Genomic DNA, 25009 nt, shown 5'->3' with positions numbered 1-25009 from the left:
CGCCGACGCGGTGGCCCAGGCGCCGCAGCTCGCCCTGGATACGGGTTGAGCCCCAGGTCGGGTTCTCGCGGGCCTGGCGCAGGATCAGGGCGGTGAGTTTCTCGGAGATCGGCGGGCGGCCGGTCCGTGCGGGTTTCTGCTTCCACTTCCAGCGCAGTAGTCGCCGGTGCCAGGTGAGCAGGGTGCCGGGTGTGAACAGGCGGTGTCGGCGCAGCCGGGAGGGTAGGTGCCGGGCGAGGGCGGCGAGCACTGCGCGGTCCGGCCAGGTGAGGTGTGGCCGGACGCCGAGCTGGCGGCGCAGCACCGCGTTCTCGTGGCGCAGCGCGAGCAGCTCGGCGTCCTTGGTCTGCTGCGAGCGGGAGAGCAGCAGGAGCAGTCCGAGGAGTCGGAGGAAGACCAGGTAGAGCATGCGCAGTGCCATGGGGTCCGAGCTTGTCGTGATCGCCCGGAGTCGCAAAGTGCCTGGTCAGATGCTGTACGTCACTTCTGGAACCCTACAGGGAGGGTGCCCCCTGCGGGCAGGGCCGCCGCGCGAGTGGATAGGGGTGGTGGCCGCGCCCCGCTCTGGGCGCGGCCGAGGTCGTCAGCCGGTGGCGGGTCCGGCCGCCAGGTGCTGCAGGAGTTCGAGTTCGGCGAGCGCGTTGATGAGGGCGCTTCCGCATACGCCGTCGATCTCGGTGTCCGGCCCGACGGGTACCGCCCCGGCGACGGCGTCATGGAGGATGGCCAGGTCGTCGGTCTCCAGGTGCGTCACGCCGGCTGCTGCGTCGCGGCCGAGCCGTGCGTCGCCAGCCGGGTGTTCGCGCTGCAGCTTGGCCCGCGCTTCGAGCGCGGCGGGGTAGAGGCTGCCGGTGGTCGAGATCGCCGAGATGATGTCGTGAGAGTCGCTGCTGGTGTCTGCCGTAGTGGTGGGGTCCGTTTTTTGTTGGGGGCCCGGTCGCTGGCGAGCGAGAAGCCGGGCCTTCGGCATGTGCGGGATGGAATGGGCCCTGTCGGTCTGGTGCTGGAACACCGGCCTGGTGGGGGCCGCTTCTAGGCGGCGATTGGCTTCGACTCGGTCGGCTTGCGCCGGAGCAGGGCTTGTAGGCGGTCCCGCTGCTCGGGGGTGAGTGGGGGCGCCTGGTCGGCCAGTTCCTGGGCGTAGTGCCGAATGTCGGCGATCTCCGCAGCGGTCAACGCCATCAGTGAACTCCTCACCAAGGCGTACATCCCCAACGAAGTCTGGCGTGGAGGTCATCCAGACCAGCCCGGCCTCTACGGCTCTGCCTGCGCCAGCCGCACCGTCCTTTCCGCCAGCTCGCTGATGCGCACCCCGTCGAAGCCGAACACCGCGCTGCGGACCGTGTCCTCCAGCGGCTCCTTCCACTGCGTCGGAATCGCGTCCGCCCCGGTCAGCACGCCCGCCACCGAGCCGGCCGTCGCCCCGTTGGAGTCGGTGTCCAGGCCGCCGCGGACGGTCAGCGTGATGGTGCGGGTGAAGTCGCCGTCGCCGTACAGAAGCCCCGCGGTGAGTACGGCGGCGTTCGGGATGGTGTGGATCCAGCCGAGCCCGGCCGTCTCCTCGGCCACCGTCGTGAGCGTGTCCTCCCAGGCCATCCGCGTGTCGTGGAGGGAGACGACCCGCCGCACGGTACGGGCGAGCCGGCTGCTCGCCGGGATGACCGCCAGGGCCTGGTCGACCGCGTGCCGCACGGTGGGCGCGGTGAACGCCGCCGCAATCAGCGCCGCCGCCCACGTCGCGCCGTACACCCCGTTGCCGGTGTGCGACAGCACCGCGTCCCGGCGGGCGAGGGAGGCGGCGCGGCGCGGGGCGCCCGGGCAGGTCCAGCCGTAGATGTCGGCGCGGATGAGGGCGCCGATCCACTCCTGGTACGGGTTGTCGTACGTCGCCGTGAGCGGCGGTTTCAGACCGTTCGCGAGGTTGCGGTACGCGGCCCGCTCCGCGGTGAAGGTCTGCAGATACGGCAGGCGCAGCAGCCACAGGTCGCCGACCTGCTCGGTGCTGAAGCCGAAGCCGTGGGTCTCCAGCAGGTCGAGGCCGAGGATGGCGTAGTCGACGTCGTCGTCGCGGCAGCTGCCGTGGATCCGGCCGCGCACGCACTGGCGCCACTCCGGGCGCAGCTCGAACCCGTCGCTCTCGCTGACCGGCTCGGGCAGATAGTCGGTGAGGGGCAGGGCTGCGGCCTGCCGCAGATAACGGTCGATACGGTCCCGCGTCCACAGGTCGCCCTGCTCGACCGGCTTGCCGAGCATGTTGCCCGCGATCCGGCCCAGCCAGCCTCCGAGGACGCGGTCGGCGAGCTCTGGCTCAGTGCCCACAGGGGTCATAGGACCGGTTTACCCAATTCCGGGGGCGTTCGCGCGGGGTCCGGCCGTCCGCACAGGGGGCGCGCAGGACGTCCAGAGGGCGCTCGTACGGCGTTCTCAGGGTCCGGTCGGCGCATGACGGAGGGGGCGTCCTCCGGTTAAGGTCGCAGCGGCGCGACTGGCTCCCACCTGTGCGGGGCCCGGAGAGCAAGGGGAAGACAAGGTGGCGAACGCTGCAGTGAACGGTGCCCACAGGGTGCTCATCGCCGCGGACAAGTTCAAGGGCTCGCTCACGGCCGTACAGGTCGCCGAGCGGGTGACGGCTGGTCTGCGCCGGGTCGTGCCGGGCCTCGAGGTCGAGGCCATGCCTGTGGCCGACGGCGGCGACGGGACCGTGGACGCGGCGGTCGCGGCCGGCTTCGAGCGGCGCGAGGTACGGGTCGCCGGGCCCCTCGGGCACGAGGTGACGGCGGCGTTCGCGCTGCGCGGCGACACGGCGGTCGTGGAGATGGCGGAGGCGAGCGGCCTGCAACGGCTGCCCGCGGGCGTCTTCGCGCCGCTCACGGCGTCCACGTACGGCTCCGGCGAACTCCTGCGGGCCGCGCTGGATGCCGGCGCCCGCACGATCGTCTTCGGCGTCGGCGGCAGCGCCACCACGGACGGCGGCGCCGGCATGCTGACCGCGCTGGGCGCGCGCTTCCTGGACGCCGACGGGGAGCCGGTGGCGCCGGGCGGCGGGGGCCTGGGTGACCTGGCCACCGCCGATCTGTCGGGCCTGGACCCGAGGCTGGCCTCGGTCGAGCTGGTGCTCGCCAGCGATGTCGACAACCCCCTGACCGGCCCGAAGGGCGCGCCGGCGGTGTACGGACCGCAGAAGGGCGCCTCGCCGGACGACGTGGAGACGCTGGACACCGCGCTCGCGCACTTCGCGAAGGTGCTGGAGAGGTCGGTCGGCCCCAAGGCGGCCGAGCACGCTGCCTCGCCGGGTGCGGGGGCGGCGGGCGGCATCGGCTACGGTGCGCTGCTGATCGGCGCGGGCTTCCGGCCCGGCATCGAGGTCATGCTGGACGTCCTGGGCTTCGCGCCCGCGCTGGAGCGGGCCGATCTGGTCATCACCGGCGAGGGTTCCCTGGACGAGCAGACCCTGCACGGCAAGGCTCCCGCGGGCGTCGCGGCCGCCGCCCGCGCGGCCGGCAAGGAGGTCGTCGCGGTGTGCGGCCGCCTCGCGCTGGCGCCGGAGGCGCTGGGGCGGGCCGGGATCCGGCGGGCGTACCCCCTGACGGAGATCGAGCCCGACGTGACCAAGTGCATCGCGGACGCGGGACCGATCCTGGAGCGGTCGGCGGAGCGGATCGCACGGGACTTCCTGTCCTGACACCGGGTTTCCTCGCCCCCGCCGCCCCTACCCGTCCCATCCCCCAGGGGGCTCTGCCCCCTGCACCCCCGCTCCTCAAACGCCGGAGGGGCTGATTTCAGCCCCTCCGGCGTTTGAGGACGAGGCCCGTTCAGGGCCGAAGCGGGGGTCTGGGGGCGGCAGCCCCCAGGGACGGGACGGGTAGGGGCGGCGGGGGCGAAACCCGTGGCCGGCCCCGGTGCCGGGTGCCGGAACATGCGTAGGGCCCCGAACCAACCCGGTCCGGGGCCCTACGCAGCAAAGCACTACGGAAGCTGCGCCGCCCGCGCCTCACGACGGTTGTCGCGGAAGTTGTTCACCCGGCGAGCCGTGGCGAACAGCGGAATCACCGCGCCCATGACCAGCTGCAGCGCGCAGCCCGTCTGGAGCAGAAGCTGACCGCTCGGGGCGTCGAAGGCCCAGGCCGCCAGCAGGCCCATCGACACGACGATCCAGGACAGCATCGCCACCGCGAGCCGCCCCCGCGGCTTCGGGTACTCGACACGGCTCACCATCAGCCAGGCCGTACCCAGGATCGCCAGCAGCGTCGCCACGAAGGGCAGCTCGAGGAGCACGATCGAGACCACCGTCAGCGCCCCGAACGGCGAGGGCATGCCCTGGAACATGCCGTTCGGCACCGTCACACACGAGAACCGCGCGAGTCTCAGCACCACCGCCAGCAGAACCACGATCGCCCCGACCGCCGCCACCCGCTGGTGCGCGTCGTTGGCGACCATGCCGTAGACGAGGACGAAGTACGCCGGTGCCAGACCGAAGCTGATCAGGTCGGAGAGGTTGTCCAGCTCCGCGCCCATGGGGGAGGAGCGCAGCTTCCTCGCCACCAGGCCGTCGAACAGGTCGAAGACAGCCGCGCACAGCATCAGTATCACGGCCGTGGCCGCGCTGTTGCGGGCCATGCCCGAATAGTCACCCGAGAGGTGCGGGATGAGGATGCCGGTGGTGGTGAAGTACACCGCCATGAAGCCGCACGTGGCGTTGCCGAGGGTGAGGGTGTCCGCTATCGACAGGCGGAGAGAGAGGGGCATCTCCTCCTCTTCGTCCACCTCGTCGGCCTCGGGCACCCAGCCCGCCTGAGTATCAGGATCAATCACGGTCAATGCGAGTCACCCCAGCCACGGTCCTCTGGCCGACCTCGACCGCGACCTCCACGCCCTCGGGCAGGTAGATGTCGACGCGCGAGCCGAAGCGGATCAGACCGATACGGTCACCCTGCTCGACCTTCGTGCCCTGCGGGATGTACGGCACGATGCGGCGGGCCACCGCGCCGGCGATCTGGATCATCTCGATGTCGCCGAGTTCGGTGTCGAAATGCCAGACTACGCGCTCGTTGTTCTCGCTCTCCTTGTTGAACGCCGGAACGAATCCGCCCGGGATGTGCTCCACGGACGTGACCGTGCCGGAGAGCGGCGCGCGGTTCACGTGGACGTTGAGCGGGCTCATGAAGATCGCGACGCGGGTGCGGCCGTCCTTCCACGGCATGATGCTCTGCACCACACCGTCGGCGGGCGAGATGACCCGGCCCTGGGCGATCTCGCGCTCGGGGTCGCGGAAGAACCACAGCATGCCCGCCGCGAGAGCGGTGGCGGGCACGGCGACGGCCTTGGCGACGCCGGAGCGGCGTGCGCGCAGCAGGCTGACGGCTGCGGTGGCGACGGTCGGGAGAAGCCACGGCGATGCTCCGCGCGCGAGGCGTACGCCGGCCCGGCTGTCGCGTGGTGCAGAGGTTTGGCTGTGGGGCATGGATGACCTTCGTAGCGGATGATGCCGCGCGGTATCAGGGGACGGCGGCTTTCCCGGGATCGTACCGGTCGCAGGCCACAACTGGGCAAGCCAGGAAGTCGAGTCGGCGGCTGAAGAGTGTTGACGGGGTGTGATCTTCTTCTCCAAGAAACACCCCGTATACGGACAATCAGCCCTGGAACCGATACTCTTCGAGCAACCTGCGACCAATGATCATTTTCTGGATCTCGGCGGTACCTTCACCGATAAGCAGCATCGGAGCCTCTCGGTAGAGGCGCTCGATCTCGTACTCCTTGGAGAAGCCGTAGCCGCCGTGGATTCGGAAGGCATCCTCCACGACCTCCTTGCAGTACTCGGAGGCGAGGTACTTCGCCATCCCAGCCTCAAGGTCGTTTCGTTCCCCAGAGTCCTTTTTGCGTGCCGCGTTCACCATCATGGCATGCGCGGCCTCGACCTTGGTAGCCATCTCGGCCAGCTTGAACTGGATCGCCTGGTGCTGAGCGATCGGCTTGCCGAAGGTGTGACGCTGCTGGGCGTACTGGACACCGAGCTCGAACGCACGCTGAGCGACGCCACAGCCACGCGCCGCCACATTGACGCGCCCGACTTCGACGCCGTCCATCATCTGGTAAAAACCTCGGCCCGTTTCGCCGCCGAGCACCCGATTGGCCGGAATTCGTAGGCCGTCCATGATGAGCTCGGTCGTGTCGACGCCCTTGTAACCCATCTTGTCGATCTTGCCCGGGATGGTGAGGCCGGGGCGGACCTCGCCGAAGCCGGGCTCCTTCTCCACGAGGAAGGTCGTCATCGACTTGTGGGGCGCGGTGCCCTCGGGGTGTCCTTCGTCACTTCGGACGAGGACGGCGACCAGACTTGACGTTCCGCCGTTCGTCAGCCACATCTTCTGGCCGTTCAGGACGTACTCGTCGCCGTCCTTGACCGCCTTCGATGTGATGGCCGACACATCGGATCCCAGGCCCGGCTCCGACATGGAGAAGGCGCCGCGGATGTCGCCGGCCGCCATGCGGGGCAGGAAGTGGTCCTTCTGCTCCTGCGTGCCGTGCTGCTTGAGCATGTACGCCACGATGAAGTGCGTGTTGATGATGCCGGAGACCGACATCCAGCCGCGGGCGATCTCCTCGACGCACAGGGCGTACGTCAGGAGCGACTCGCCCAGACCGCCGTACTCCTCGGGGATCATCAGGCCGAAGAGGCCCAACTCCTTGAGGCCGTCGACGATCTGCTGCGGGTACTCGTCGCGGTGCTCCAGCTCGGTCGCGACCGGGATGATCTCCTTGTCGACAAAGTCCCGGACGGTGGAGAGGATCTCCTGCTGGATGTCCGTCAGACCGGCGGTCTGGGCGAGGCGCGCCATTACTTCTCCGTCTTCTTATCCGCAGGTGCGGTCAGCTCGGGGCGGCCGGGCTGCTCGCCGCCGCGCTCCTTGATGTAGGTCTCGGTGGGGACCATGACCTTGCGGCGGAACACGCAGACCAGCGTGCCGTCCTGCTTGTAGCCCTTGGTCTCGACGTAGACGATGCCGCGGTCGTTCTTCGACTTCGACGGCCACTTGTCGAGCACGGTCGTCTGGCCGTAGATCGTGTCGCCGTGGAAGGTCGGCGCCACGTGCTTGAGCGACTCGATCTCCAGGTTGGCGATCGCCTTGCCGGAGATGTCCGGCACGCTCATGCCGAGCAGCAGCGAGTAGATGTAGTTCCCGACGACGACGTTCTTGCCGAAGTCCGTCGTCTTCTCCGCATAGTTCGTGTCCATGTGGAGCGGGTGGTGGTTCATGGTGAGGAGACAGAACAGGTGGTCGTCGTACTCCGTGACCGTCTTGCCCGGCCAGTGCTTGTACGTCGCCCCGACCTCGAACTCCTCGTAGGTGCGTCCGAACTGCATCGCGCTCAGGCCTCCGGGATCTCGAACTTGCCGGTGCGCTGCATACCCGCCGCGCGACCCTTTCCTGCAATGACCAGGGCCATCTTGCGGCTGGCCTCGTCGATCATCTCGTCGCCGAGCATCGCCGAGCCCTTCTTGCCGCCGGCCTCGGACGTGTAGTAGTCGTACGCGTCCAGGATCAGCTCGGCGTGGTCGTAGTCCTCCTGCGAGGGCGAGAAGATCTCGTTGGACGCCTCGACCTGGCCCGGGTGCAGCACCCACTTGCCGTCGAAGCCGAGGGCCGCGGCGCGCTGGGCGACCTCGCGGTAGCCGTCGATGTTGCGGATCTGCAGGTAGGGGCCGTCGATCGCCTGGAGGTTGTTGGCGCGGGCGGCCATCAGGATCTTCATCAGGATGTAGTGGTAGGCGTCCGCCGGGTAGCCGGGCGGCTGCTCGCCCACGACCAGCGACTTCATGTTGATCGACGCCATGAAGTCGGCTGGGCCGAAGATGATCGTCTCGACACGCTGGGACGCCGTGGCGATCTCGTTGACGTTGTTCAGACCCTGCGCGTTCTCGATCTGCGCCTCGATGCCGATCTTGCCGACCTCGAAGCCCATCGTCTTCTCGATCTGGGTCAGCAGGAGGTCGAGGGCGACGATCTGCTCAGCCGTCTGCACCTTCGGCAGCATGATGCAGTCGAGGTTCTGGCCGGCACCCTCGACGACCGTGACGACGTCGCGGTACGTCCACTCGGTCGTCCAGTCGTTGACGCGCACGACCCTCGTCTTGCCCGTCCAGTCGCCCTCGTTGAGGAACTTGACGATGGTGTGCCGCGCCTCGGGCTTGGCGAGCGGGGCGCACGCGTCCTCCAGGTCCAGGAAGACCTGGTCGGCGGGGAGGCCCTGGGCCTTCTCCAGGAAGCGGGGGTTGCTTCCCGGCACGGCGAGGCAGGAGCGCCGCGGGCGAAGGCGGTTGACCTGCGGGGCGGGCGTGGTCATGCGGGGACCTCCAGGGGGTCGAGCTTGTTCGCTTTGCGGATCTCGTCGACGATGCGGCCGATGATTCCGGTGATGTCGAAGTCCTTCGGGGTGAAGACGGCGGCCACACCGGCTGCCCTGAGCTGCTCGGCGTCACCATTCGGGATGATGCCACCGGCGATCACCGGTATATCTGTGGCACCTGCCACACGGAGCCGTTCCAGCACGTCCGGCACCAGCTGCGCGTGCGAGCCGGAGAGGATCGACAGGCCGACCGCGTGCACGTCCTCCGCGAGGGCCGCGTCCACGATCTGCTCGGGCGTCAGGCGGATGCCCTGGTAGACGACCTCGAAACCGGCGTCACGGGCCCGCACGGCGATCTGCTCGGCGCCGTTGGAGTGCCCGTCCAGGCCGGGCTTGCCGACCAGGAATCGGAGCTTGCCGACGCCGAGGTCCTTGGCCGTCAGGTCGACCTTGCGGCGCACCTCGGACATGGCCGAGCCCTCCTCGGCGGGGACCGCCACCGGAGCCGACGACACGCCGGTCGGCGCCCGGAACTCGCCGAACACCTCGCGCAGGGCCCCGGCCCACTCGCCGGTCGTGACACCGGCGCGGGCGCACTCCAGAGTGGCCTCCATGAGGTTGCCGGTGCCCTTGGCGGCCTCCTTCAGCTTCTCCAGCGCCTTGCAGGGGCGCGGGTGGTTGAAGGGCGGCTGATAGCGGGTGTCGCGCCAGTGCTGGAGCGAGGCGATGACGCGGGCCTCGACGGCCGGGTCGACCGTCTGGATGGCCGTGTCGAGATCCGCCGTCAGGGGATTCGGCTCGGTCGTCTCGAAGATGTTGACGCCGATGATCTTTTCCTGCCCGGACTCGATACGGGCCCGGCGCTCGGCGTGCGAGGAGACGAGCTGCGACTTGAGGTAGCCCGACTCGACGGCGGCCATCGCGCCGCCCATCTCCTGGATCCGGTCGATCTCCGCGAGTGACTCCTCGACCAGCTTGGTCACCTTCGCCTCGATGACGTGCGAGCCCTCGAAGATGTCCTCGTACTCCAGCAGGTCGCTCTCATGCGCCAGGACCTGCTGGATGCGCAGCGACCACTGCTGGTCCCAGGGCCGGGGGAGCCCCAGGGCCTCGTTCCAGGCCGGCAGCTGGACGGCACGCGCGCGTGCGTCCTTGGAGAGGGTCACGGCCAGCATCTCGAGGACGATCCGCTGGACGTTGTTCTCCGGCTGCGCCTCGGTCAGACCGAGGGAGTTGACCTGGACGCCGTACCGGAAGCGGCGCTGCTTGGGGTTCTCGATGCCGTACCGCTCGCGCGTGACCCGGTCCCAGATTCGCCCGAACGCCCGCATCTTGCACATCTCCTCGATGAAGCGGACGCCCGCGTTCACGAAGAAGGAGATACGGGCCACGACGTCCCCGAACTTCTCGGCGGGGACCTGCCCTGAGTCGCGTACGGCATCGAGAACCGCGATCGCGGTGGACATCGCGTACGCGATCTCCTGGACCGGCGTGGCGCCCGCCTCCTGCAGGTGATAGCTGCAGATGTTGATCGGGTTCCACTTCGGGATGTGGGAGACCGTGTACGCGATCATGTCCGTCGTCAGCCGGAGTGAGGGCCCCGGCGGGAAGACGTGTGTCCCCCGCGACAGGTACTCCTTGACGATGTCGTTCTGGGTCGTGCCCTGGAGCTTGGTGATGTCCGCGCCCTGCTCCTCGGCGACGACCTGGTAGAGCGCCAGCAGCCACATGGCGGTGGCGTTGATCGTCATCGAGGTGTTCATCTGCTCCAGGGGGATGTCCTGGAACAGCCGGCGCATGTCACCGAGGTGTGCGATCGGCACGCCGACCCGGCCGACCTCGCCGCGGGCGAGGATGTGGTCGGAGTCGTAGCCGGTCTGGGTCGGCAGGTCGAACGCCACCGACAGACCTGTCTGCCCCTTGGCGAGGTTGCGCCGGTACAGCTCGTTGGACGCCTCGGCCGTGGAGTGGCCGGCGTACGTGCGCATGAGCCACGGCCGGTCCTTCTCCCGCTTGCCTTCGGCAGGCTGACGCTCAGTCATCTATGACCTCGGGTGTCTCAGATGTTGCGGATCAGATGTTGCGGAAGCGGTTGATGGCGTCGATGTGCTTGGCGCGCATCTCCTCGTCGCGCACGCCGAGTCCCTCCTCGGGGGCCAGGCACAGCACGCCGACCTTGCCCTGGTGGAGGTTGCGGTGCACGTCGTACGCGGCCTGGCCGGTCTCCTCCAGGGAGTAGACCCTCGACAGAGTCGGGTGGATCTTGCCCTTCGCGATGAGCCGGTTGGCCTCCCAGGCCTCGCGGTAGTTGGCGAAGTGCGAGCCGATGATCCGCTTCAGGGACATCCACAGGTAGCGGTTGTCGTACTCGTGGTTGTACCCGGAGGTCGAGGCGCAGGTGACGATGGTGCCGCCCTTGCGCGTGACGTACACAGAGGCGCCGAAGGTCTCGCGGCCCGGGTGCTCGAAGACGATGTCGACGTCCTCGCCGCCGGTGAGCTCGCGGATGCGCTTGCCGAAGCGCTTCCACTCCTTCGGGTCCTGGGTGTGCTCGTCCTTCCAGAACTTGTAGCCCTCGGCGTTGCGGTCGATGATCGCCTCGGCGCCCATCGCCCGGCAGATCTCCGCCTTCTGGTCGCTGGAGACGACACAGATCGGGTTGGCGCCACCGGCCAGGGCGAACTGCGTGGCGTACGACCCGAGGCCACCGCTCGCGCCCCAGATGAGGACGTTGTCGCCCTGCTTCATGCCGGCGCCGTTGCGGGAGACCAGCTGGCGGTATGCCGTGGAGTTCACGAGCCCGGGGGCCGCGGCCTCCTCCCAGCTCAGGTGGCCGGGCTTCGGCATCAACTGGTTGGACTTGACGAGGGCGATCTCCGCGAGGCCGCCGAAGTTCGTCTCGAAGCCCCAGATGCGCTGCTCGGGGTCGAGCATGGTGTCGTTGTGGCCGTCGCTGGACTCCAGCTCGACGGACAGACAGTGCGCGACGACCTCGTCACCGGGCTTCCAGGCGTTGACGCCCGGGCCGGTGCGCAGGACGACGCCCGCGAGGTCGGAGCCGATGATGTGGTACGGCAGGTCGTGGCGCTTGGTGAGCTCGCTGAGCTTGCCGTAGCGCTCCAGGAAACCGAAGGTCGGCAGCGGCTCGAAGATCGAGGTCCACACCGAGTTGTAGTTGACCGAGGAGGCCATGACGGCCACCAGGGCCTCGCCCGGGCCGAGCTCCGGCAGCGGCACGTCGTCCAGGTGGATCGACTTGCGCGGGTCCTTGTCACGGGTCTCCAGGCCCGCGAACATCTCCGTCTCGTCCTTGTGCACGGTGATCGCGCGGTACGACTCGGGGAGCGGCAGAGCGGCGAAGTCGTCCGGCGTCGAGTCCGGCGACTGGATCGCGTCCAGGATGTCCTTCACGGTCACGGTGTTGCCTCCGGCGATGCGCACCCTGAGGGAGGGGTGCTGAGGGTTACGTCGGTGCTGCTGAGGGTTTTGGGTGTGTTGCCGTCGGTTCGGCGGGTGGTGCTGTTCGGCAGCGCTTTGTGGCGCGGGAGGTTGCCTGTGACGCAGGCGTCCGGGCGCGCAGGCCCGGGAGGGGGCTTGCGGGGACAGCCGGCGTACGAATGGTCTCTGCACGCCGGCCGCCCGGACTCTTTCAACGTATGGCACCGCGTGTCACCTGGCAAGGCACTGGGTGCCAGAACTTGCTCTCAGATGAAATCTTTACGTAACAAATGAGCGATGATCGATCAAAGCTACCGGCGAGTAGGTGCTATTCGGGCGCTATCGGTCGCCCAGCGGCCGCCCAACGGCCGCCTAAAGGGCATCGGCCAGGCAAGCCAGGTACATGGCCATCGCGGTGCGAGGCTCCCGCACCCCGCGCCCGGTCAGCTCCTCGATCTTCGTCAGCCGGTAGAGCAGCGTGTTCCGGTGGACGGCGAGCCGCTGCGACGTGCGGACCAGCTGGAAGCCGCCCTCCGCCCAGGCGATCAGCGTCTCCCGCAGCACCGGCCAGTCCTCCCGCTCACGCAGTCCCGCAAGGACCGCGGCCGCGTACCGGGCGCGTTCCTGCCGTACGACCGACGCCACGAGCTGGGGCACGCGCAGGTCGGCCACGGCGAAGACGCGGCTGTCCGGCTCCAGCCGGGGACCGGTACGCAGTGCCAGCGCCGCGTCCCGGTACGAGTCGTGCGTCCCGGTGGCGCCACGCCCGGGCTCACCGATCCCGGCCCGAGCGTCGGCCCCGTGCCGTTCGCCGAGGCGCCCGACCAGCGTGGAGCACCGCTCGACGAGCCGCTCGGGGCGTCCGGCCGAGGCGTGCAGGACGGCGTACCGGCCGACGGCGAGCTCCCCGGTCACGTCCTGAGCGGAACCGAACACCTCCCGTACCGTCCGCAGCAGCGACATCCGGGACACCCCACCCGCCCGGACGTCCGGCACGACCGCCGTGCGCGGGATCCGCGGATCGGCCCCCAGTTCCGCCATCCGCGCCTCCACCGTCTCGGCGTCGACGACCTCGGGGTCGTACAGCGCGATGTCCCGTACGCAGTCGTCGACCGCCCGCTCGTGCAGGAGCCGGGAGCGCAGCAGGGTCGCCTCCTCCAGGAGGATCTCGGTCTGCCGCTGGACGACCAGCCCGAAGCGCCGCACCTCGTCCGGGTCGCCGGTGAGGCAGACAGTGCCCACCGCCTGGGCGCCGACGGTGATCGGCAGGCTCACCCCGACAGCACCCCGCGCATCCGCCGCGCCTGCTCGGCCGTGTGCGTGGCGGGGCGACGGGTGCGCAGCACCTCGTACGACGCCTCGTGGACCGTGCCCAGGCGGGCGGTGTCGCCGCAGCCGATGACGACCGCCTCGCGGTCCGTGATCAGCACGTTGAAGCCGGTGATGCGCCCGATGTCGCAGGCGATCTCCTGGGCGAGTTCGGGCGTGAGGACGGGTGTGCGGGCATCGCCGGCTGCCATGTACGGAAGGTACAGGCGTCAGCCGTGAACACGGCAGCGTCGTCGTGCACTTCGTACGATGACGCCGGACGCCGGGATCCATACCTTCTTCCGTCAACGGGCGGCCCGCACCTTCCCCACCCCACCCTCGCAGTCCCCTCCCCAGGATCCCCAGGAGACGGTCATGCCCGCATCACTGGAGAAGTCCCGGCCCACCAGAACTCATTGGCTGATCACCCTGTACGCGGGTGGCGGCGAGTTCTGCGACGGCTACATCCTCAGCATCATCGGCGTCGCGCTCCCGCTCGTCACCAGCGACTTCGACCTCGGCTCCACCATGTCCGGGCTCGTCGGATCGGCCACGCTGCTCGGCATGTTCGTCGGCGGGCTCGTCTTCGGCTACGTCACCGACCGCGTCGGCCGGCAGAAGGTGTTGCCTAGGCGCCGAGGCCGAGCAGCGCCACCTGCAGGGGGAGCGCCGGCTCCTCGGGGAGGGCGGGCGGCTCCTCACCGCGGCCCGTGTGGGTGGGCGGGACGGCGCGCAGGCCCTGTATGCCGTCGGCGGCCCACTTCGCGTCCGTCGCGGGGAGGGACAGGGTCATGCGCCGCCCGTCGGCCAGCGTGGCTTCGAGCTTGGTCGAGTCTTTCGCCTGCATGGCAACTCACTTCCGTCGCGCACCATGAAGATCGTGCTCTCGACATGGAGGACGGATGAGCCGACGCAATGGTTCCCACCGAGGGATCCCTCGTGAGCACCCTGCGTAACGCCCTGCGTAAGGCCCTGGGCCCGTTCGCCCTAGCCCCGCTCCTTCAGCGCCTGCTCGATGGTCCGCATCACCTCGTCGAGCGGCGCGTCGGTCCTGGCCACCGTCACCAGAACCTCGCCCTGCGTGGCCACGGAGGCCGGCGCCGTACGCGGCGCGGTCTCCCGGCCCACCCCGATGCCCGTCCCGAACGTCCTCTGTACGATCGCGAAGGCATGGTCGAGCTGCGCCTCCACGTCGCCTTGACCCCCGGCCCGCAGCCAGCGCCGCAGGACGTGATTGTGGGCGGTGACCACGGCCGACGCGGCGACCTCCGCCAGCAACGGGTCGTCGTTGGCGTCGTCGTCGTGCGCGTGCTCGTCGAAGTGGCCGAGGAGATAGCGGGTGAAGAGGCGTTCGTAGCGGGCCACCGACGCGATCTCGGCCTCGCGCAGGGTGGGCACCTCGCGCGTGAGCTTGTAGCGGGCGACCGAGATCTCCGGCCGGGCCGCGTACATCCGCATGACTTCCTTGATGCCGCGGCACACCGTGTCGAGCGGGTGCTCATGGGCCGGGGCGGCGTTGAGCACCGCCTCGGCGCGGACCAGGGTGTCGTCGTGGTCCGGGAAGATCGCCTCTTCCTTGGAACGGAAGTGACGGAAGAACGTGCGGCGGGCGACCCCGGCCGCGGCCGCGATCTCGTCGACGGTGGTCGCCTCGTACCCCTTGGTCGCGAACAGCTCCATCGCCGCGGCCGCCAGTTCGCGGCGCATCTTGAGCCGTTGGGCGGCCGCGCGACTGCCGGCGGCACTTTCCGGCGCGTCGGGCGTGGCTGGTGTACGTGAGGACTTGGCGGGCTGGGACATGACCCGAACGTACTGCATGTGCGCAGCTTGATGCGCATGCACCGGGTTTCCCCCGCCCCGGGCGGGCGGGGGCGGGCTGCCGGGGTCCAGCAGCCCGCCCCACTCCTGACCGCTTCTGAACCAGTCGCCGGGCCGCTCAGCGCCGGGCATATTCGCGGAAGCCGCGGCCGGTCTTGCGGCCGAGGCAGCCCGCGGCCACCAGGTGCTCCAGGAGCGGCGCCGGAGCGAGGCCGGGGTCGCGGAACTCGCGGTGCAGGACCTTCTCGATCGCGAGGGAGACATCGAGCCCGACGACGTCCAGCAGCTCGAACGGGCCCATCGGGTAGCCGCCGCCCAGCTTCATCGCCGCGTCGATGTCGTCGAGCGTCGCGTAGTGCTCCTGCACCATCTTGATCGCGTTGTTCAGGTACGGGAACAGCAGGGCGTTCACGATGAAGCCCGCCCGGTCACCGCAGTCCACGGCGTGCTTCTTGATCCTGCCGCAGACCTCGCGGACCGTGGAGTGGACGTCGTCGGCGGTCAGCACCGTGCGGACGACCTCGACCAGCTTCATCGCCGGCGCCGGGTTGAAGAAGTGCATGCCGATCACGTCCTGCGGACGCGAGGTGGCGCGGGCGCAGGCGACGACGGGCAGCGACGAGGTGGTGGTGGCGAGCACCGCGCCCGGCTTGCAGACCTTGTCCAGCGCCGCGAACAGCTGCTGCTTGATCTCCAGGTCCTCGGCGACGGCCTCGACGGCCAGATCGACGTCGGCGAACGCGTCGTACGAGCCCGCCGCTGTGATCCGGTCCAGGGTCTGCGCGGCGGCCTCGGCGGTCATCCGCCCCTTGTCGACAGAGCGGGAAAGCGACTTGCCGATACGGGCCTTCGCGGCCTGCGCCTTCTCCTCGCTGCGGGCGGCCAGCACGACCTCGTACCCGGCCTTGGCGAAGACCTCGGCGATCCCGGACGCCATGGTGCCGGAGCCCGCGACACCGACAGAACGGACCGTGCGGCCGGGGGCCAGGGCGGCGCCGTCCAGCGGCGTCAGCGCGTCCCGCACGACGGCGGCGTTGCCCGGCGCCTCGTACGTGTAGAAGCCGCGGCCCGACTTACGGCCCGTCAGGCCCGCCTCGCTGAGCTGCTTGAGGATCGGCGCGGGGGCGTGCAGGCGGTCGCGGGACTCGGCGTACATGGCCTCCAGGACCCGGCGCGCGGTGTCGATGCCGATCAGGTCGAGCAGGGCCAGCGGCCCCATCGGCAGCCCGCAGCCCAGCCGCATCGCGGCGTCGATGTCCTCGCGGGAGGCGTACTTCGCCTCGTACATCGCGGCCGCCTGGTTGAGGTAGCCGAACAGCAGCCCGTCGGCGACGAAGCCGGGCCGGTCACCGACCGCGACGGGCTCCTTGCCGAGGTCGAGGGCGAGGTTCGTGACCGCGGTGACGGCCGTCGGCGCGGTCAGCACGGACGAGACGACCTCGACGAGGCGCATCGCAGGCGCCGGGTTGAAGAAGTGCAGTCCCAGCACGCGCTCGGGGCGGGCCGAGTCGGCGGCCAGGCGCGTGACCGAGAGGGCGTTGGTACCGGTCGCCAGGATCGTCTCGGGGCGCACGATCCCGTCCAGCTCGCGGAAGATCTGCTGCTTGATCTCGTACGACTCCGGCGCCACCTCGATGACCAGGTCCGCGTCGGCCGCGGCCCGCAGGTCGGTGAAGGTGCGGATGCGGGCGAGGGCGTCCGCGCGCTCCTCCTCGGTGAGCCGGCCGCGCTCCACGGCGCGGGCGGTCGAGGACTCCAGGGCGGCGACGGCCTTGGCGGCCGCGGCCTCGCTGATGTCGATGCCGATGACCTCGCGACCGGCCTTGGCCAGGACCTCGGCGATGCCGCTGCCCATGGTGCCGAGGCCGACGACGGCGACGGTCTTGAGCGGGGACAGAGGGGTGTCGGACGCGGTGTCGGACAGGGGAGTGGCCATCGCGGGACTCCAGGAATGAGGGTGACGACTGGAAGCGCGCCCGGGTGCGCCGAGGGGCGCACCGGGTGCGAAAAGGAGTGAGTGCGGGTGTTGCCGGGCTACTGGCGCACACGCCCGGTGCCGTCACCGGGGGCGCGCACACGCCCCGGGGAACGGTGGATCCGACCGGCCCTGTCCCGGAGCCGAGTCGTACTGAGGTACGTGATGTACCGAACCGACCAGCGCCCCCACTGCCTTGAAGGCATGGGAGGTGCCCCCTTGCAGTGGCTGCGTCACCAGGCCGCTGCAAGCAAATCAGCGAGTGGGTAACTCGCTCGTATGAGCTTAACCGGAGGGTAACGAGCGCGCCAGACCTCGTCTTTGTGATGTAGGTCCCGCGAGGCGCGCCGCTTGCATACGCTCGGCTTCATGGACGAAGAGTTGCGATCACTCACGGAGCGCTTACGGCAGGAGTCCGGAGCGTCGGCCGCGTACGACCGCCTCGTGGCGACCGAGGACCTCGACGAACTCGCCGATGTGCTCACCGCGCCCGGCCAGCCGTTGTGGGCCAGGGAGTTGGCCGCGTTCCGGCTGGGCCTCGCCGGGGACCGCCGGTCCTTCGAGTCTCTCGTCCTGCTCCTGAACCACCGTGATCCGGAGCGCTGTGTCTCCGCCGCCCACGCCCTCGCCCGGCTGGGCGACCCGCGCACGGCCCGCGCGGCGGCGGCTCTCGCCACCAACGAGCTCCGCGTCGCCTACGCCCTGCACCCGGTCCGGCTCCTGGTGGAGCTGCGCGCCCCCGAGGCCGTGCCCGCCCTCATCACCACCCTGGAGCGCCGCCTGCGCCCGCACGACCCCTACCGCCGCGTGGCCCTCGCCTGCGTGGAGGGTCTCGGCACACTGGGCGACGCCCGGGCCAGACGCGTCCTGAACGAGGCGCTGGCCCACCCGGCACTCGCGGAGGCGGCGGTCCATGCGCTGGCGCGGATCCCGAGACAGCGGTGAAACGCCGGGCGGCGGTGAAGCCCGGACCGACCGCCGGTGACTCGGGCTGACCCGTCAGCCGGCCGGCAGCTCCCGCGCGTACCGCACCTCGGGCACCTCCACGCCGTCCACTTCGAAGGGCTCCTCGGCGCCGTCCGCCCCAAAGCCCGCCCGCTCGTAGAAGTGCCGGGCACGGGTGTTGTGCTCGAGGACCCAGAGCAGCATGCGAGCGTGCCCGGCGGCCGTGCACCGGCGTACCGACTCCTGGAGCAGGGCGTGGCCGATGCCGTCGCCGTACCGTCCGGGGTCCACGTAGAGGGCGTACAACTCGGCGTCCTCGGTGCGTACTTCGCCGTCGCGGTACGGGCCGTGGCAGACCCAGCCCACGACCTCGCCGTCTCGCTCGGCGACCAGGTTGACCACGCTCCCGTCGGCCTGTGAGAGGTGGGCGCGACGGCGCTCGGCGTCCTGTGTCACGTCCAGGGCGTCCAAGTAGGACTGAGGTACCAGGCCCTGGTAGGCGCTCTGCCAGCCGCCGATGCGGATCTCGGCGACGCGGTCGCAGTCGGCCTGGGTCATGGGGCGGATCAGTATGCCGTCGTGGTCCATGACGGCACCGTAGACACCACCCCCCTGGGTTCGCCTTCGATTAACCGGGCACCACCGCGAACGCCTCGACCTCCATCAGGAACTCCGGCCGCACCAGCCCGGCGACCTGCACCGCCGAAGCGGCCGGCAGCCGGTCGTCGGGTATGTGCTCGGCGCGGGCCGCACGGATCGCCGGCATGTGCGCCATGTCCGTGACGAAGTAGGTGAGTTTGACGACATCGTCGAAGGTCCCGCCCGCCGCGGCCAGGCAGCGCCGCAGGTTCTCGAAGACCTGGCGGGCCTGGGCCGCCGGATCGCCCTCGCCGACGAGTTCACCGTCCTCGTCCAGGGCGAGCTGGCCGGAGACGGCGACGAAACGGCCGGTGCCGAGCACGACATGTGTGTACTGGGCGTCGGGGGCGACTCCGTCGGGGGCGGGAATCCTGGTCAGCTCACTCATGCGTCCATGGTGGACCATGGGTCTGACAACGCCCCCGACGGGCCGTCAGGCCCTCAGAGCCTGTGAACAAGCTCTAGCGGCGGAAGCCGACCAGCTCGTGCAGTTCGGCGCCGCGTGACGACGTCGACGCGACCTTGGAGCTCAGTGGCTTCGGGTCGGGCAGCGCCTCGCACACCGCGTCGACCGCACCTCGGCGGCGCGGCACCGTGCCGTCGGTCAGGTACGCCGTGAGGTACTTGTCCAGGCAGGCGTTCCCGCCCAGCGTGATGCCGTGGTTACCGCCGCCCTGCTCGACCACCAGACTGGAGCGGGCCAGCAGGCGGTGCGCCGTGACGGCGCCCGCGTACGGGGTGGCCGCGTCCTCGGTCGCCTGGAACAGCAGCACCGGCGGCACCTTGGCGTTGGCGACGTTCATCGAGTGGAGCGAACTCGTCGGCCAGAATGCGCACGGCGCGTTGTACCAGGCGTTGCTCCAGGTCATGAACGGCGCCTTCGCGTACACGACCCAGTTGTCCGCCCGCCACACGTGCCAGTCGCGCGGCCAGGCGGCGTCACGGCACTGCACCGAGGCGTAGATGCTGTAGCCGTTGTCGTCGGACGCGTCGGCGGCGCCGAGCTTGTCGTACGCCTCGATCAACAGGTCGGCGTTCTTGTCGTTCACGTACGCCGCGAACGCCTCCGCGAGGTGGGGCCAGTGGCCGTTGTAGTAGCCACCGGGGACGTAGGTGTCATCCAGCTCGGAGGCGCCCACCTTGCCGCCTGCCGCCGTCCTGGCGAGAGCCGCCCGCATCGCGTACCACTTGGCCCCGACCAGCTCCGGATGGGTGCCGAGCCGGTACGTCGAGTTGTGCTTGGCGACCCATGCCATGAACGCGCGGTGCCGGGCGTTGAAGGCGTGGTCCTGCGCGAGGTTCGACGCGTACCAGACGCCGGTGGGGTCGACGACCGAGTCCAGGGCCGCCCGCCGCACCCGCTCCGGGAAGAGCTTCGCGTAGACCGCGCCGAGATAGGTACCGTACGAGTAGCCGAAGTAGTTGATCTGTCGCGCGCCGAGTGCCGCACGGATCCGGTCCATGTCCCGCACGGTGCTGACCGTGTCGATGTACGGCAGCACGTCCCCGTACTTCTCGCCGCAGGCCCGCGCGAAGGTCTCGGCGCGCCGGAGGTTGGCCTGCTCGATCTGAAATGTGCTCGGCACGGCGTCACCGCGCACCGCGGCGAAGTGGCCGGGCCTGCAGTCGAGGGCGGGCTTGCTCTTGCCGACTCCGCGCGGGTCGAAGCCGATGACGTCGTACTGGGCCGCCACCGCCCTGGGCAGTGTGGAGGCCACGAATCCGGCGAGATTCAGACCGCTGCCGCCGGGGCCGCCCGGGTTGACCAGCAGAGGGCCCTGGAACTTCTTCGCGGTGTGCGGGACACGCGACAGCGCGAGCGTGATCTGCCGTCCCCGCGGACGGGAGTGGTCGAGCGGCACCTTCAGGGACGCGCACTGGAGCGTCGGGTACTTCTTGGTGCCGCACTTCTTCCAGGTGAGGGGTGCGGCGTGAGCGGTGTCCGCGGTGGGCGGGGTGCTCGCCTCGGCGGGGACGGCCGTCAGGGCCCCGGCCACGACGGCGGCGGCGCCGCACAGTACGGCTGCGCGTTCTCTCATGGGGTCCTTCCAGGACGGAGGGGCGCGGGCCGCGAGTGTCGCGGTCCCTGCCGCATTCGTCCCGGAAAGGACCACCGGAAGAACTCGTTCCGGCGGGACTTGACCCGATTGGGTCGAGGGATGCGCTCCAATGCCCTCAGATGAGTGAGAGTTGGGTCGGTTCGGGCCGCGCGTGCTCGGCGGGCTGCGGCTCGGGCTCGCGGATCCGGCGGGGCATGCCCGCGCTCGTGGGTCCGATGCCGTACTCCTGCGCCAGGTCGTGGACCTGGCGGGTGATCCGGCGCTGGTACCACTTCGGCGCGTAGGCGCCGTCCGCGTACAGCCGCTCGTAACGGCGGACCAGATACGGATGGTGCCGTTCGAGCCAGGCCATGAACCACTCGCGGGCCCCCGGCCGCAGATGCAGCACCAGCGGCGTGACGGAGGTGGCTCCCGCGGCGGCGATCGCCCGCACGGTGGCCCGCAGTTGGGCCGGGTCGTCGCTCAGGAACGGGATCACCGGCGCCATCAGCACACCGCACCCGAGGCCGTGCTCGGTCAGGGTCCGTACGACGTCCAGGCGACGCTCGGGGGCGGGCGTGCCCGGCTCCACGGTGCGCCACAGCTCGGGGTCGGTGAAGCCGACCGAGACGGATATGCCGACGTCCGTCACCTCGGAGGACTGCTTCAGCAGGTCGAGGTCGCGCAGGATCAGCGTGCCCTTCGTCAGGATCGAGTAGGGGTTGGCGTGGTCGCGCAGGGCGGCGAGGATGCCCGGCATCAGGCGGTAGCGCCCCTCGGCACGCTGGTAGCAGTCCACATTCGTGCCCATCGCTATGTGCTCGCCCTGCCAGCGGCGCGAGGAGAGCTGGCGGCGCAGCAGCTCCGGGGCGTTCACCTTGACCACGATCTGGGAGTCGAAGCCGAGGCCCGTGTCGAGGTCCAGATAGCTGTGGGTCTTGCGGGCGAAGCAGTACACGCACGCGTGCGTGCAGCCCCGATAGGGGTTGACCGTCCATTCGAAGGGCATCCGCGAGGCGCCCGGCACCCGGTTGAGGATCGAGCGCGCCCGGATCTCATGGAACGTGATCCCGGCGAACTCGGGCGTGTCGAAGGTGCGGGTCACTACGGCGTCCGCGCCGAACAGCGCGGAGTCGGCCCGGCTGTGGTCGGAGTCCAGGGTGAGGTTCTCCCAGCGCATGACGCCTCCTCGGTAGCACTGCCCCCAGAATAGAACACATGTTCCCTTGGTCGTGCGACCTGTCCCTGACTTCTGTCCCTGGCTTCTGTCCGCGGCTTCGTTTTCGATCGATGTGTGATCGCTTCGGGGAGCTGAGCGGGACCCCGATTTGGGCGGTCCGGGAGCGGGGTGGTTGGCTTGCCCCAACCCCCGAGAATTCTGGTCCTGGAGGAAGTCAATGGCGCAGGTCGAGGCCACTACGGAGCGGGTCGTCGCGGCGGACGCGGAGAAGGTGTTCGACGCCCTCGCCGACTACAGCGGCACGCGCGCGAAGCTGCTCCCCGAGCACTTCAGCGAGTACGAGGTGCGCGAGGGGGGCGACGGCGAGGGCACCCTCGTCCACTGGAAGCTCCAGGCCACCAGCAAGCGTGTGCGCGACTGCCTCCTGGAGGTCAGCGAGCCCACCGACGGCGAGCTCGTCGAGAAGGACCGCAACTCCTCCATGGTCACCACCTGGCGGGTCACCCCGGCCGGCGAGGGCAAGTCCCGGGTCGTCGTCACCACCACCTGGCAGGGTGCCGGCGGTATCGGCGGCTTCTTCGAGAAGACCTTCGCACCCAAGGGTCTCGGCCGGATCTACGACGCGCTGCTCACCAAGCTCGCCACCGAGGTCGAGCAGTAAGTCTCCGGTGTTCGGGGGCCTTTGGCCTCCTCACCGGATCGAGTGGATCTCGGTCGTGTCCGGGACAGCGCCGTAACTCGCCGTGCTTGCTCGTAGTTGTCGCCTAATGCGGGAATTGTGAGCAGGTACGGCGAGGGGAGCGGTCCGTGGGCGGCGCGACTTTGGTGCAGGACGAAATCGTCACCGCACCTCCTCCACAGGCTCCGCCCCAGAGTGCCGAGACCCCACTGAGTCCGCGCCGGGTCCGGTTGGTCTTCTTCGGGCTGATGCTCGCGCTGCTGCTGGCCGCGCTGGAGCAGATGATCGTCGCCACCGCGCTGCCGAAGATCGTCGGCGAGCTGCACGGCCTGGACAAGATGTCCTGGGCGATCACCGCCTACCTGCTCACCGCCACCGTCGGCCTGCCCGTCTACGGCAAGCTCGGCGACCTCCTCGGCCGCAAGGGCGTCTTCCAGTTCGCGATCGTCGTCTTCGTCATCGGCTCCGCGCTCGCGGGCCGGGCGCAGACCATGGACCAGCTGATCGCCTCCCGCGCGATCCAGGGCGTCGGCGCGGGCGGGCTCATGATCGGCGTCCAGGCCATCATCGCGGACATCGTGCCGCCCCGCGAGCGCGGCCGCTTCATGGGCCTGATCGGCGCCGCGTTCGGCCTCGCCTCGGTCGCCGGACCCCTGCTGGGCGGCTACTTCACGGACCACCTCTCCTGGCGGTGGTGCTTCTACATCAACGTCCCCTTCGGCCTCGTCACCCTGGCCGTCGTCACTGTCGTCCTGAAACTGCCGAAGCCCAAGGCCAAGGCCCGGCTCGACATCCTCGGCTCCCTCCTGCTCGCCGCCGCCTCCACCTGCCTGGTCCTGCTGACCAGTTGGGGCGGCACCGAGTACGCCTGGGACTCCCGCGTCATCCTCGGCCTCGGCGCGGGAGCGGTCGTCTCCACCGTCCTGTTCCTCGTCGTCGAGCACTTCGCCGTCGAACCCCTCATGCCGCTACGGCTGTTCAGGGACTCCGTCTTCAACGTCACCGGTCTGGTCGGCCTCGTGATCGGCGTCGCCCTCTTCGGCGCGGCGAGTTATCTGCCGACGTTCCTGCAGATGGTCGACGGGGCCACGGCCACCGAGTCGGGGTTGCTGATGCTGCCGATGATGGCCGGCATCGTCGGCACCTCGATCGTCGCCGGCCAACTCATCAGCCACACCGGCCGCTACAAGATCTACCCCGTGCTCGGCAGCGCGCTCTCGGCCGTCGGCATGTGGCTGCTGTCCCGCCTCGAAGTCGACACGCCCCGGCTGCACTACAGCCTCTGGATGGCCGTGCTCGGCGCGGGCATCGGCATGGTGATGCCGGTCCTGATCCTCGCCGTGCAGAACTCCGTGCGCCCCGCCGACCTCGGCACCGCCACCAGCGCCAACAACTACTTCCGGCAGATCGGCGGCAGCGTCGGCGCGGCGATCTTCGGCACCCTCTTCGCCGCCCGGCTCGCCGACGCCCTCGCCGAACGCCTGCCCGCGCGCGCGAACGGCGAGCTGCCCGACCCCGAGTCCATCACCCCCCAACTCGTCCACGCCATGCCTCCGGCACTGCGCGACGGCTACATCCGGGCCTACGCCGACGCCATGCCGAGGGTCTTCCTCTACCTCGTGCCGGTGCTGGTGCTCGGCCTGCTCATCGCCTTCTTCCTCAAGGAGAAGCCCCTGGTGTCCCACGACGCCCCCGCCCTGGAGACGGATACGGCGCCCGTGGACGGCCAGGTCCCGCCGGCACGTTCGCCATACACCGCCGGGGATCCCCTCTGCGGCACAGTTCAGCACCCGGACGGGACGGGCGTACCACGCGCAGCGCTCACCCTGATCGACGTCGCCGGGCAGCAGGTCGGGCGCGGCGCGAGCGGCGAGGACGGGCGGTACGGGCTGGCCACGCCGGGCGCGGGGACGTACGTGCTGATCGCCGCGGCGGGCGGCCACCAGCCGCAGGCCGTCTCCGTGACCGTCGGTGAGTACCCCGTCGAGCTGGACATCGTCCTCGGCGGCGCCGGACGCCTCGCCGGGAACGTGCGTACACCGGACGGTACGCCCGTGGACGCCACCGTCACGCTCACCGACGTGCACGGCGACGTCGTCGCCACGACCCGCAGCGGTCGCGACGGCGGCTATGTCATCACCGAGTTGGTGGCCGGCCAGTACACCCTCGCCGCGAGCTCGCCCGCCTTCCGTCCCACCGCTGTCCCCGTCACCGTCCAGGTGGCCCGTGAGACCCGCCAGGACATCGAACTCGCCGGCGGCGCCGTGCTGCGCGGCACCGTGCGGGCGGGCGGTGGGCGGCCCGTCGAGGACGCGCGCGTGACGCTGCTCGACCCGGCCGGCAACGTCAGGGACACGCTCACCACCGGCCCCGACGGAACCTTCCGGTTCGTCGACCTGTCCTCCGGCGAGTACACCGTCATCGCCGCGGGTTACCCGCCGGTCGCCACCGTGCTCCAAGTCGCCGGAGGAGATCGAACGGAACGCGACCTTCTGCTCGGGCATGACGACTGAGCCGGTGACCGGCACCCCGTGCTGTCCTGCGCGGACGTGGCGCGGGCGGGTCGATCGGTCCCGTCGCGGGCAGCTGTGATCCCGTCACACCAATTCCCGTGTTGCCGCACATCGCCACCGCCGGGAGCC

At 69.9% G+C, this 25009-nt stretch carries 22 protein-coding genes and 3 pseudogenes; 5 read left to right on the top strand and 20 right to left on the bottom strand.

The window, feature by feature from the left end:
* The 4 genes and pseudogenes from ADL12_RS36020 to ADL12_RS36010 form a co-directional block, all read right to left on the bottom strand.
* Positions 1-421 (bottom strand): annotated as a pseudogene (locus ADL12_RS36020) (integrase); the annotation flags it as partial.
* Positions 422-583: 162 nt separating this feature from the next.
* Positions 584-970, bottom strand: coding sequence for a hypothetical protein (locus ADL12_RS36015; protein ID WP_159053388.1), 387 nt, complete (start codon positions 968-970; stop codon positions 584-586).
* Between the two features lie 62 nt (positions 971-1032).
* The gene (locus ADL12_RS54420; protein WP_159053387.1) at positions 1033-1182 is read right to left on the bottom strand and encodes a hypothetical protein; all 150 of its coding nucleotides are present in this window, start codon (positions 1180-1182) and stop codon (positions 1033-1035) included.
* A 72-nt stretch (positions 1183-1254) separates the two neighbouring features.
* The gene (locus tag ADL12_RS36010; RefSeq protein WP_062710460.1) at positions 1255-2328 is read right to left on the bottom strand and encodes an ADP-ribosylglycohydrolase family protein; all 1074 of its coding nucleotides are present in this window, start codon (positions 2326-2328) and stop codon (positions 1255-1257) included.
* Between the two features lie 235 nt (positions 2329-2563).
* On the opposite strand from ADL12_RS36010, the gene ADL12_RS36005 reads away from it, so the two are divergent.
* A complete protein-coding gene (locus ADL12_RS36005) occupies positions 2564-3682 on the top strand; it encodes a glycerate kinase (protein WP_062710478.1) in 1119 nt (372 codons plus the stop codon).
* A gap of 284 nt (positions 3683-3966) precedes the next feature.
* Here ADL12_RS36005 and pssA read toward each other — a convergent pair whose 3' ends face one another.
* The 9 genes and pseudogenes from pssA to ADL12_RS57090 form a co-directional block, all read right to left on the bottom strand.
* The gene (gene pssA, locus ADL12_RS36000) at positions 3967-4782 is read right to left on the bottom strand and encodes a CDP-diacylglycerol--serine O-phosphatidyltransferase (protein WP_062710457.1); all 816 of its coding nucleotides are present in this window, start codon (positions 4780-4782) and stop codon (positions 3967-3969) included.
* Positions 4783-4804: 22 nt separating this feature from the next.
* A complete protein-coding gene (locus ADL12_RS35995; RefSeq protein ID WP_062710451.1) occupies positions 4805-5461 on the bottom strand; it encodes a phosphatidylserine decarboxylase in 657 nt (218 codons plus the stop codon).
* Positions 5462-5630: 169 nt separating this feature from the next.
* Positions 5631-6836 (bottom strand): acyl-CoA dehydrogenase family protein, encoded by a 1206-nt coding sequence (locus ADL12_RS35990; RefSeq protein ID WP_062710448.1) that lies wholly within the window; start codon positions 6834-6836, stop codon positions 5631-5633.
* A complete protein-coding gene (locus ADL12_RS35985) occupies positions 6836-7363 on the bottom strand; it encodes a MaoC family dehydratase (protein WP_062710445.1) in 528 nt (175 codons plus the stop codon). Before ADL12_RS35985 ends, ADL12_RS35990 begins: the two co-directional genes overlap by 1 nt.
* 5 nt (positions 7364-7368) lie before the next feature.
* Entirely contained in the window at positions 7369-8343 is a 975-nt protein-coding gene (locus ADL12_RS35980; RefSeq protein WP_062710442.1) for an HpcH/HpaI aldolase/citrate lyase family protein, read from the bottom strand.
* The gene (locus ADL12_RS35975) at positions 8340-10388 is read right to left on the bottom strand and encodes a protein meaA (RefSeq protein ID WP_062710439.1); all 2049 of its coding nucleotides are present in this window, start codon (positions 10386-10388) and stop codon (positions 8340-8342) included. Before ADL12_RS35975 ends, ADL12_RS35980 begins: the two co-directional genes overlap by 4 nt.
* Before the next feature lie 31 nt (positions 10389-10419).
* Positions 10420-11757, bottom strand: coding sequence for a crotonyl-CoA carboxylase/reductase (gene ccrA, locus ADL12_RS35970; RefSeq protein WP_208614685.1), 1338 nt, complete (start codon positions 11755-11757; stop codon positions 10420-10422).
* Positions 11758-12156: 399 nt separating this feature from the next.
* A complete protein-coding gene (locus ADL12_RS57095) occupies positions 12157-12825 on the bottom strand; it encodes a PucR family transcriptional regulator (RefSeq protein ID WP_244188166.1) in 669 nt (222 codons plus the stop codon).
* Between the two features lie 111 nt (positions 12826-12936).
* Positions 12937-13304, bottom strand: a pseudogene (locus ADL12_RS57090) (sugar diacid recognition domain-containing protein); the annotation flags it as partial.
* 58 nt (positions 13305-13362) lie between these two features.
* On the opposite strand from ADL12_RS57090, the pseudogene ADL12_RS58170 reads away from it, so the two are divergent.
* A pseudogene (locus ADL12_RS58170) lies at positions 13363-13707 on the top strand (hypothetical protein); the annotation flags it as partial.
* Between the two features lie 13 nt (positions 13708-13720).
* Here ADL12_RS58170 and ADL12_RS35960 read toward each other — a convergent pair.
* The 3 genes from ADL12_RS35960 to ADL12_RS35950 all read right to left on the bottom strand — a co-directional run bounded on the left by ADL12_RS35960 (position 13721) and on the right by ADL12_RS35950 (position 16846).
* Complete coding sequence (locus tag ADL12_RS35960; protein WP_062710436.1) at positions 13721-13939, bottom strand: hypothetical protein; 219 nt, start codon at positions 13937-13939, stop codon at positions 13721-13723.
* Between the two features lie 140 nt (positions 13940-14079).
* On the bottom strand, positions 14080-14892 hold the full coding sequence (locus ADL12_RS35955; protein WP_062710472.1) for a TetR family transcriptional regulator: 813 nt from the start codon (positions 14890-14892) through the stop codon (positions 14080-14082).
* 136 nt (positions 14893-15028) lie between these two features.
* Complete coding sequence (locus ADL12_RS35950; protein ID WP_062710433.1) at positions 15029-16846, bottom strand: 3-hydroxyacyl-CoA dehydrogenase family protein; 1818 nt, start codon at positions 16844-16846, stop codon at positions 15029-15031.
* A 408-nt stretch (positions 16847-17254) separates the two neighbouring features.
* Here ADL12_RS35950 and ADL12_RS35945 point away from each other — a divergent pair, with 408 nt between their 5' ends.
* Complete coding sequence (locus ADL12_RS35945) at positions 17255-17830, top strand: adenylosuccinate lyase (RefSeq protein WP_062710430.1); 576 nt, start codon at positions 17255-17257, stop codon at positions 17828-17830.
* A 54-nt stretch (positions 17831-17884) separates the two neighbouring features.
* On the opposite strand, the gene ADL12_RS35940 is transcribed toward ADL12_RS35945, so the two are convergent.
* The 4 genes from ADL12_RS35940 to ADL12_RS35925 all read right to left on the bottom strand — a co-directional run bounded on the left by ADL12_RS35940 (position 17885) and on the right by ADL12_RS35925 (position 21688).
* The gene (locus tag ADL12_RS35940; protein ID WP_062710427.1) at positions 17885-18418 is read right to left on the bottom strand and encodes a GNAT family N-acetyltransferase; all 534 of its coding nucleotides are present in this window, start codon (positions 18416-18418) and stop codon (positions 17885-17887) included.
* A gap of 40 nt (positions 18419-18458) precedes the next feature.
* The gene (locus tag ADL12_RS35935) at positions 18459-18857 is read right to left on the bottom strand and encodes a RidA family protein (protein ID WP_062710424.1); all 399 of its coding nucleotides are present in this window, start codon (positions 18855-18857) and stop codon (positions 18459-18461) included.
* A gap of 73 nt (positions 18858-18930) precedes the next feature.
* Positions 18931-20508, bottom strand: a complete 1578-nt coding sequence (locus ADL12_RS35930; protein WP_062710419.1) for an alpha/beta hydrolase — start codon at positions 20506-20508, stop codon at positions 18931-18933.
* 136 nt (positions 20509-20644) lie between these two features.
* A complete protein-coding gene (locus ADL12_RS35925) occupies positions 20645-21688 on the bottom strand; it encodes an Rv2578c family radical SAM protein (RefSeq protein WP_062710417.1) in 1044 nt (347 codons plus the stop codon).
* 217 nt (positions 21689-21905) lie between these two features.
* On the opposite strand from ADL12_RS35925, the gene ADL12_RS35920 reads away from it, so the two are divergent.
* Positions 21906-22349, top strand: a complete 444-nt coding sequence (locus ADL12_RS35920) for an SRPBCC family protein (protein ID WP_062710414.1) — start codon at positions 21906-21908, stop codon at positions 22347-22349.
* A 146-nt stretch (positions 22350-22495) separates the two neighbouring features.
* Entirely contained in the window at positions 22496-24880 is a 2385-nt protein-coding gene (locus tag ADL12_RS35915) for an MFS transporter (RefSeq protein ID WP_062710411.1), read from the top strand.
* Positions 24881-25009 lie beyond the last annotated feature (129 nt).

This window comes from Streptomyces regalis, assembly GCF_001509475.1.
Lineage (GTDB): Bacteria > Actinomycetota > Actinomycetes > Streptomycetales > Streptomycetaceae > Streptomyces > Streptomyces regalis.
The sequence above is the reverse complement of the archived record's forward strand: the minus strand, read 5'-3'. Positions and strand labels throughout refer to the sequence as shown.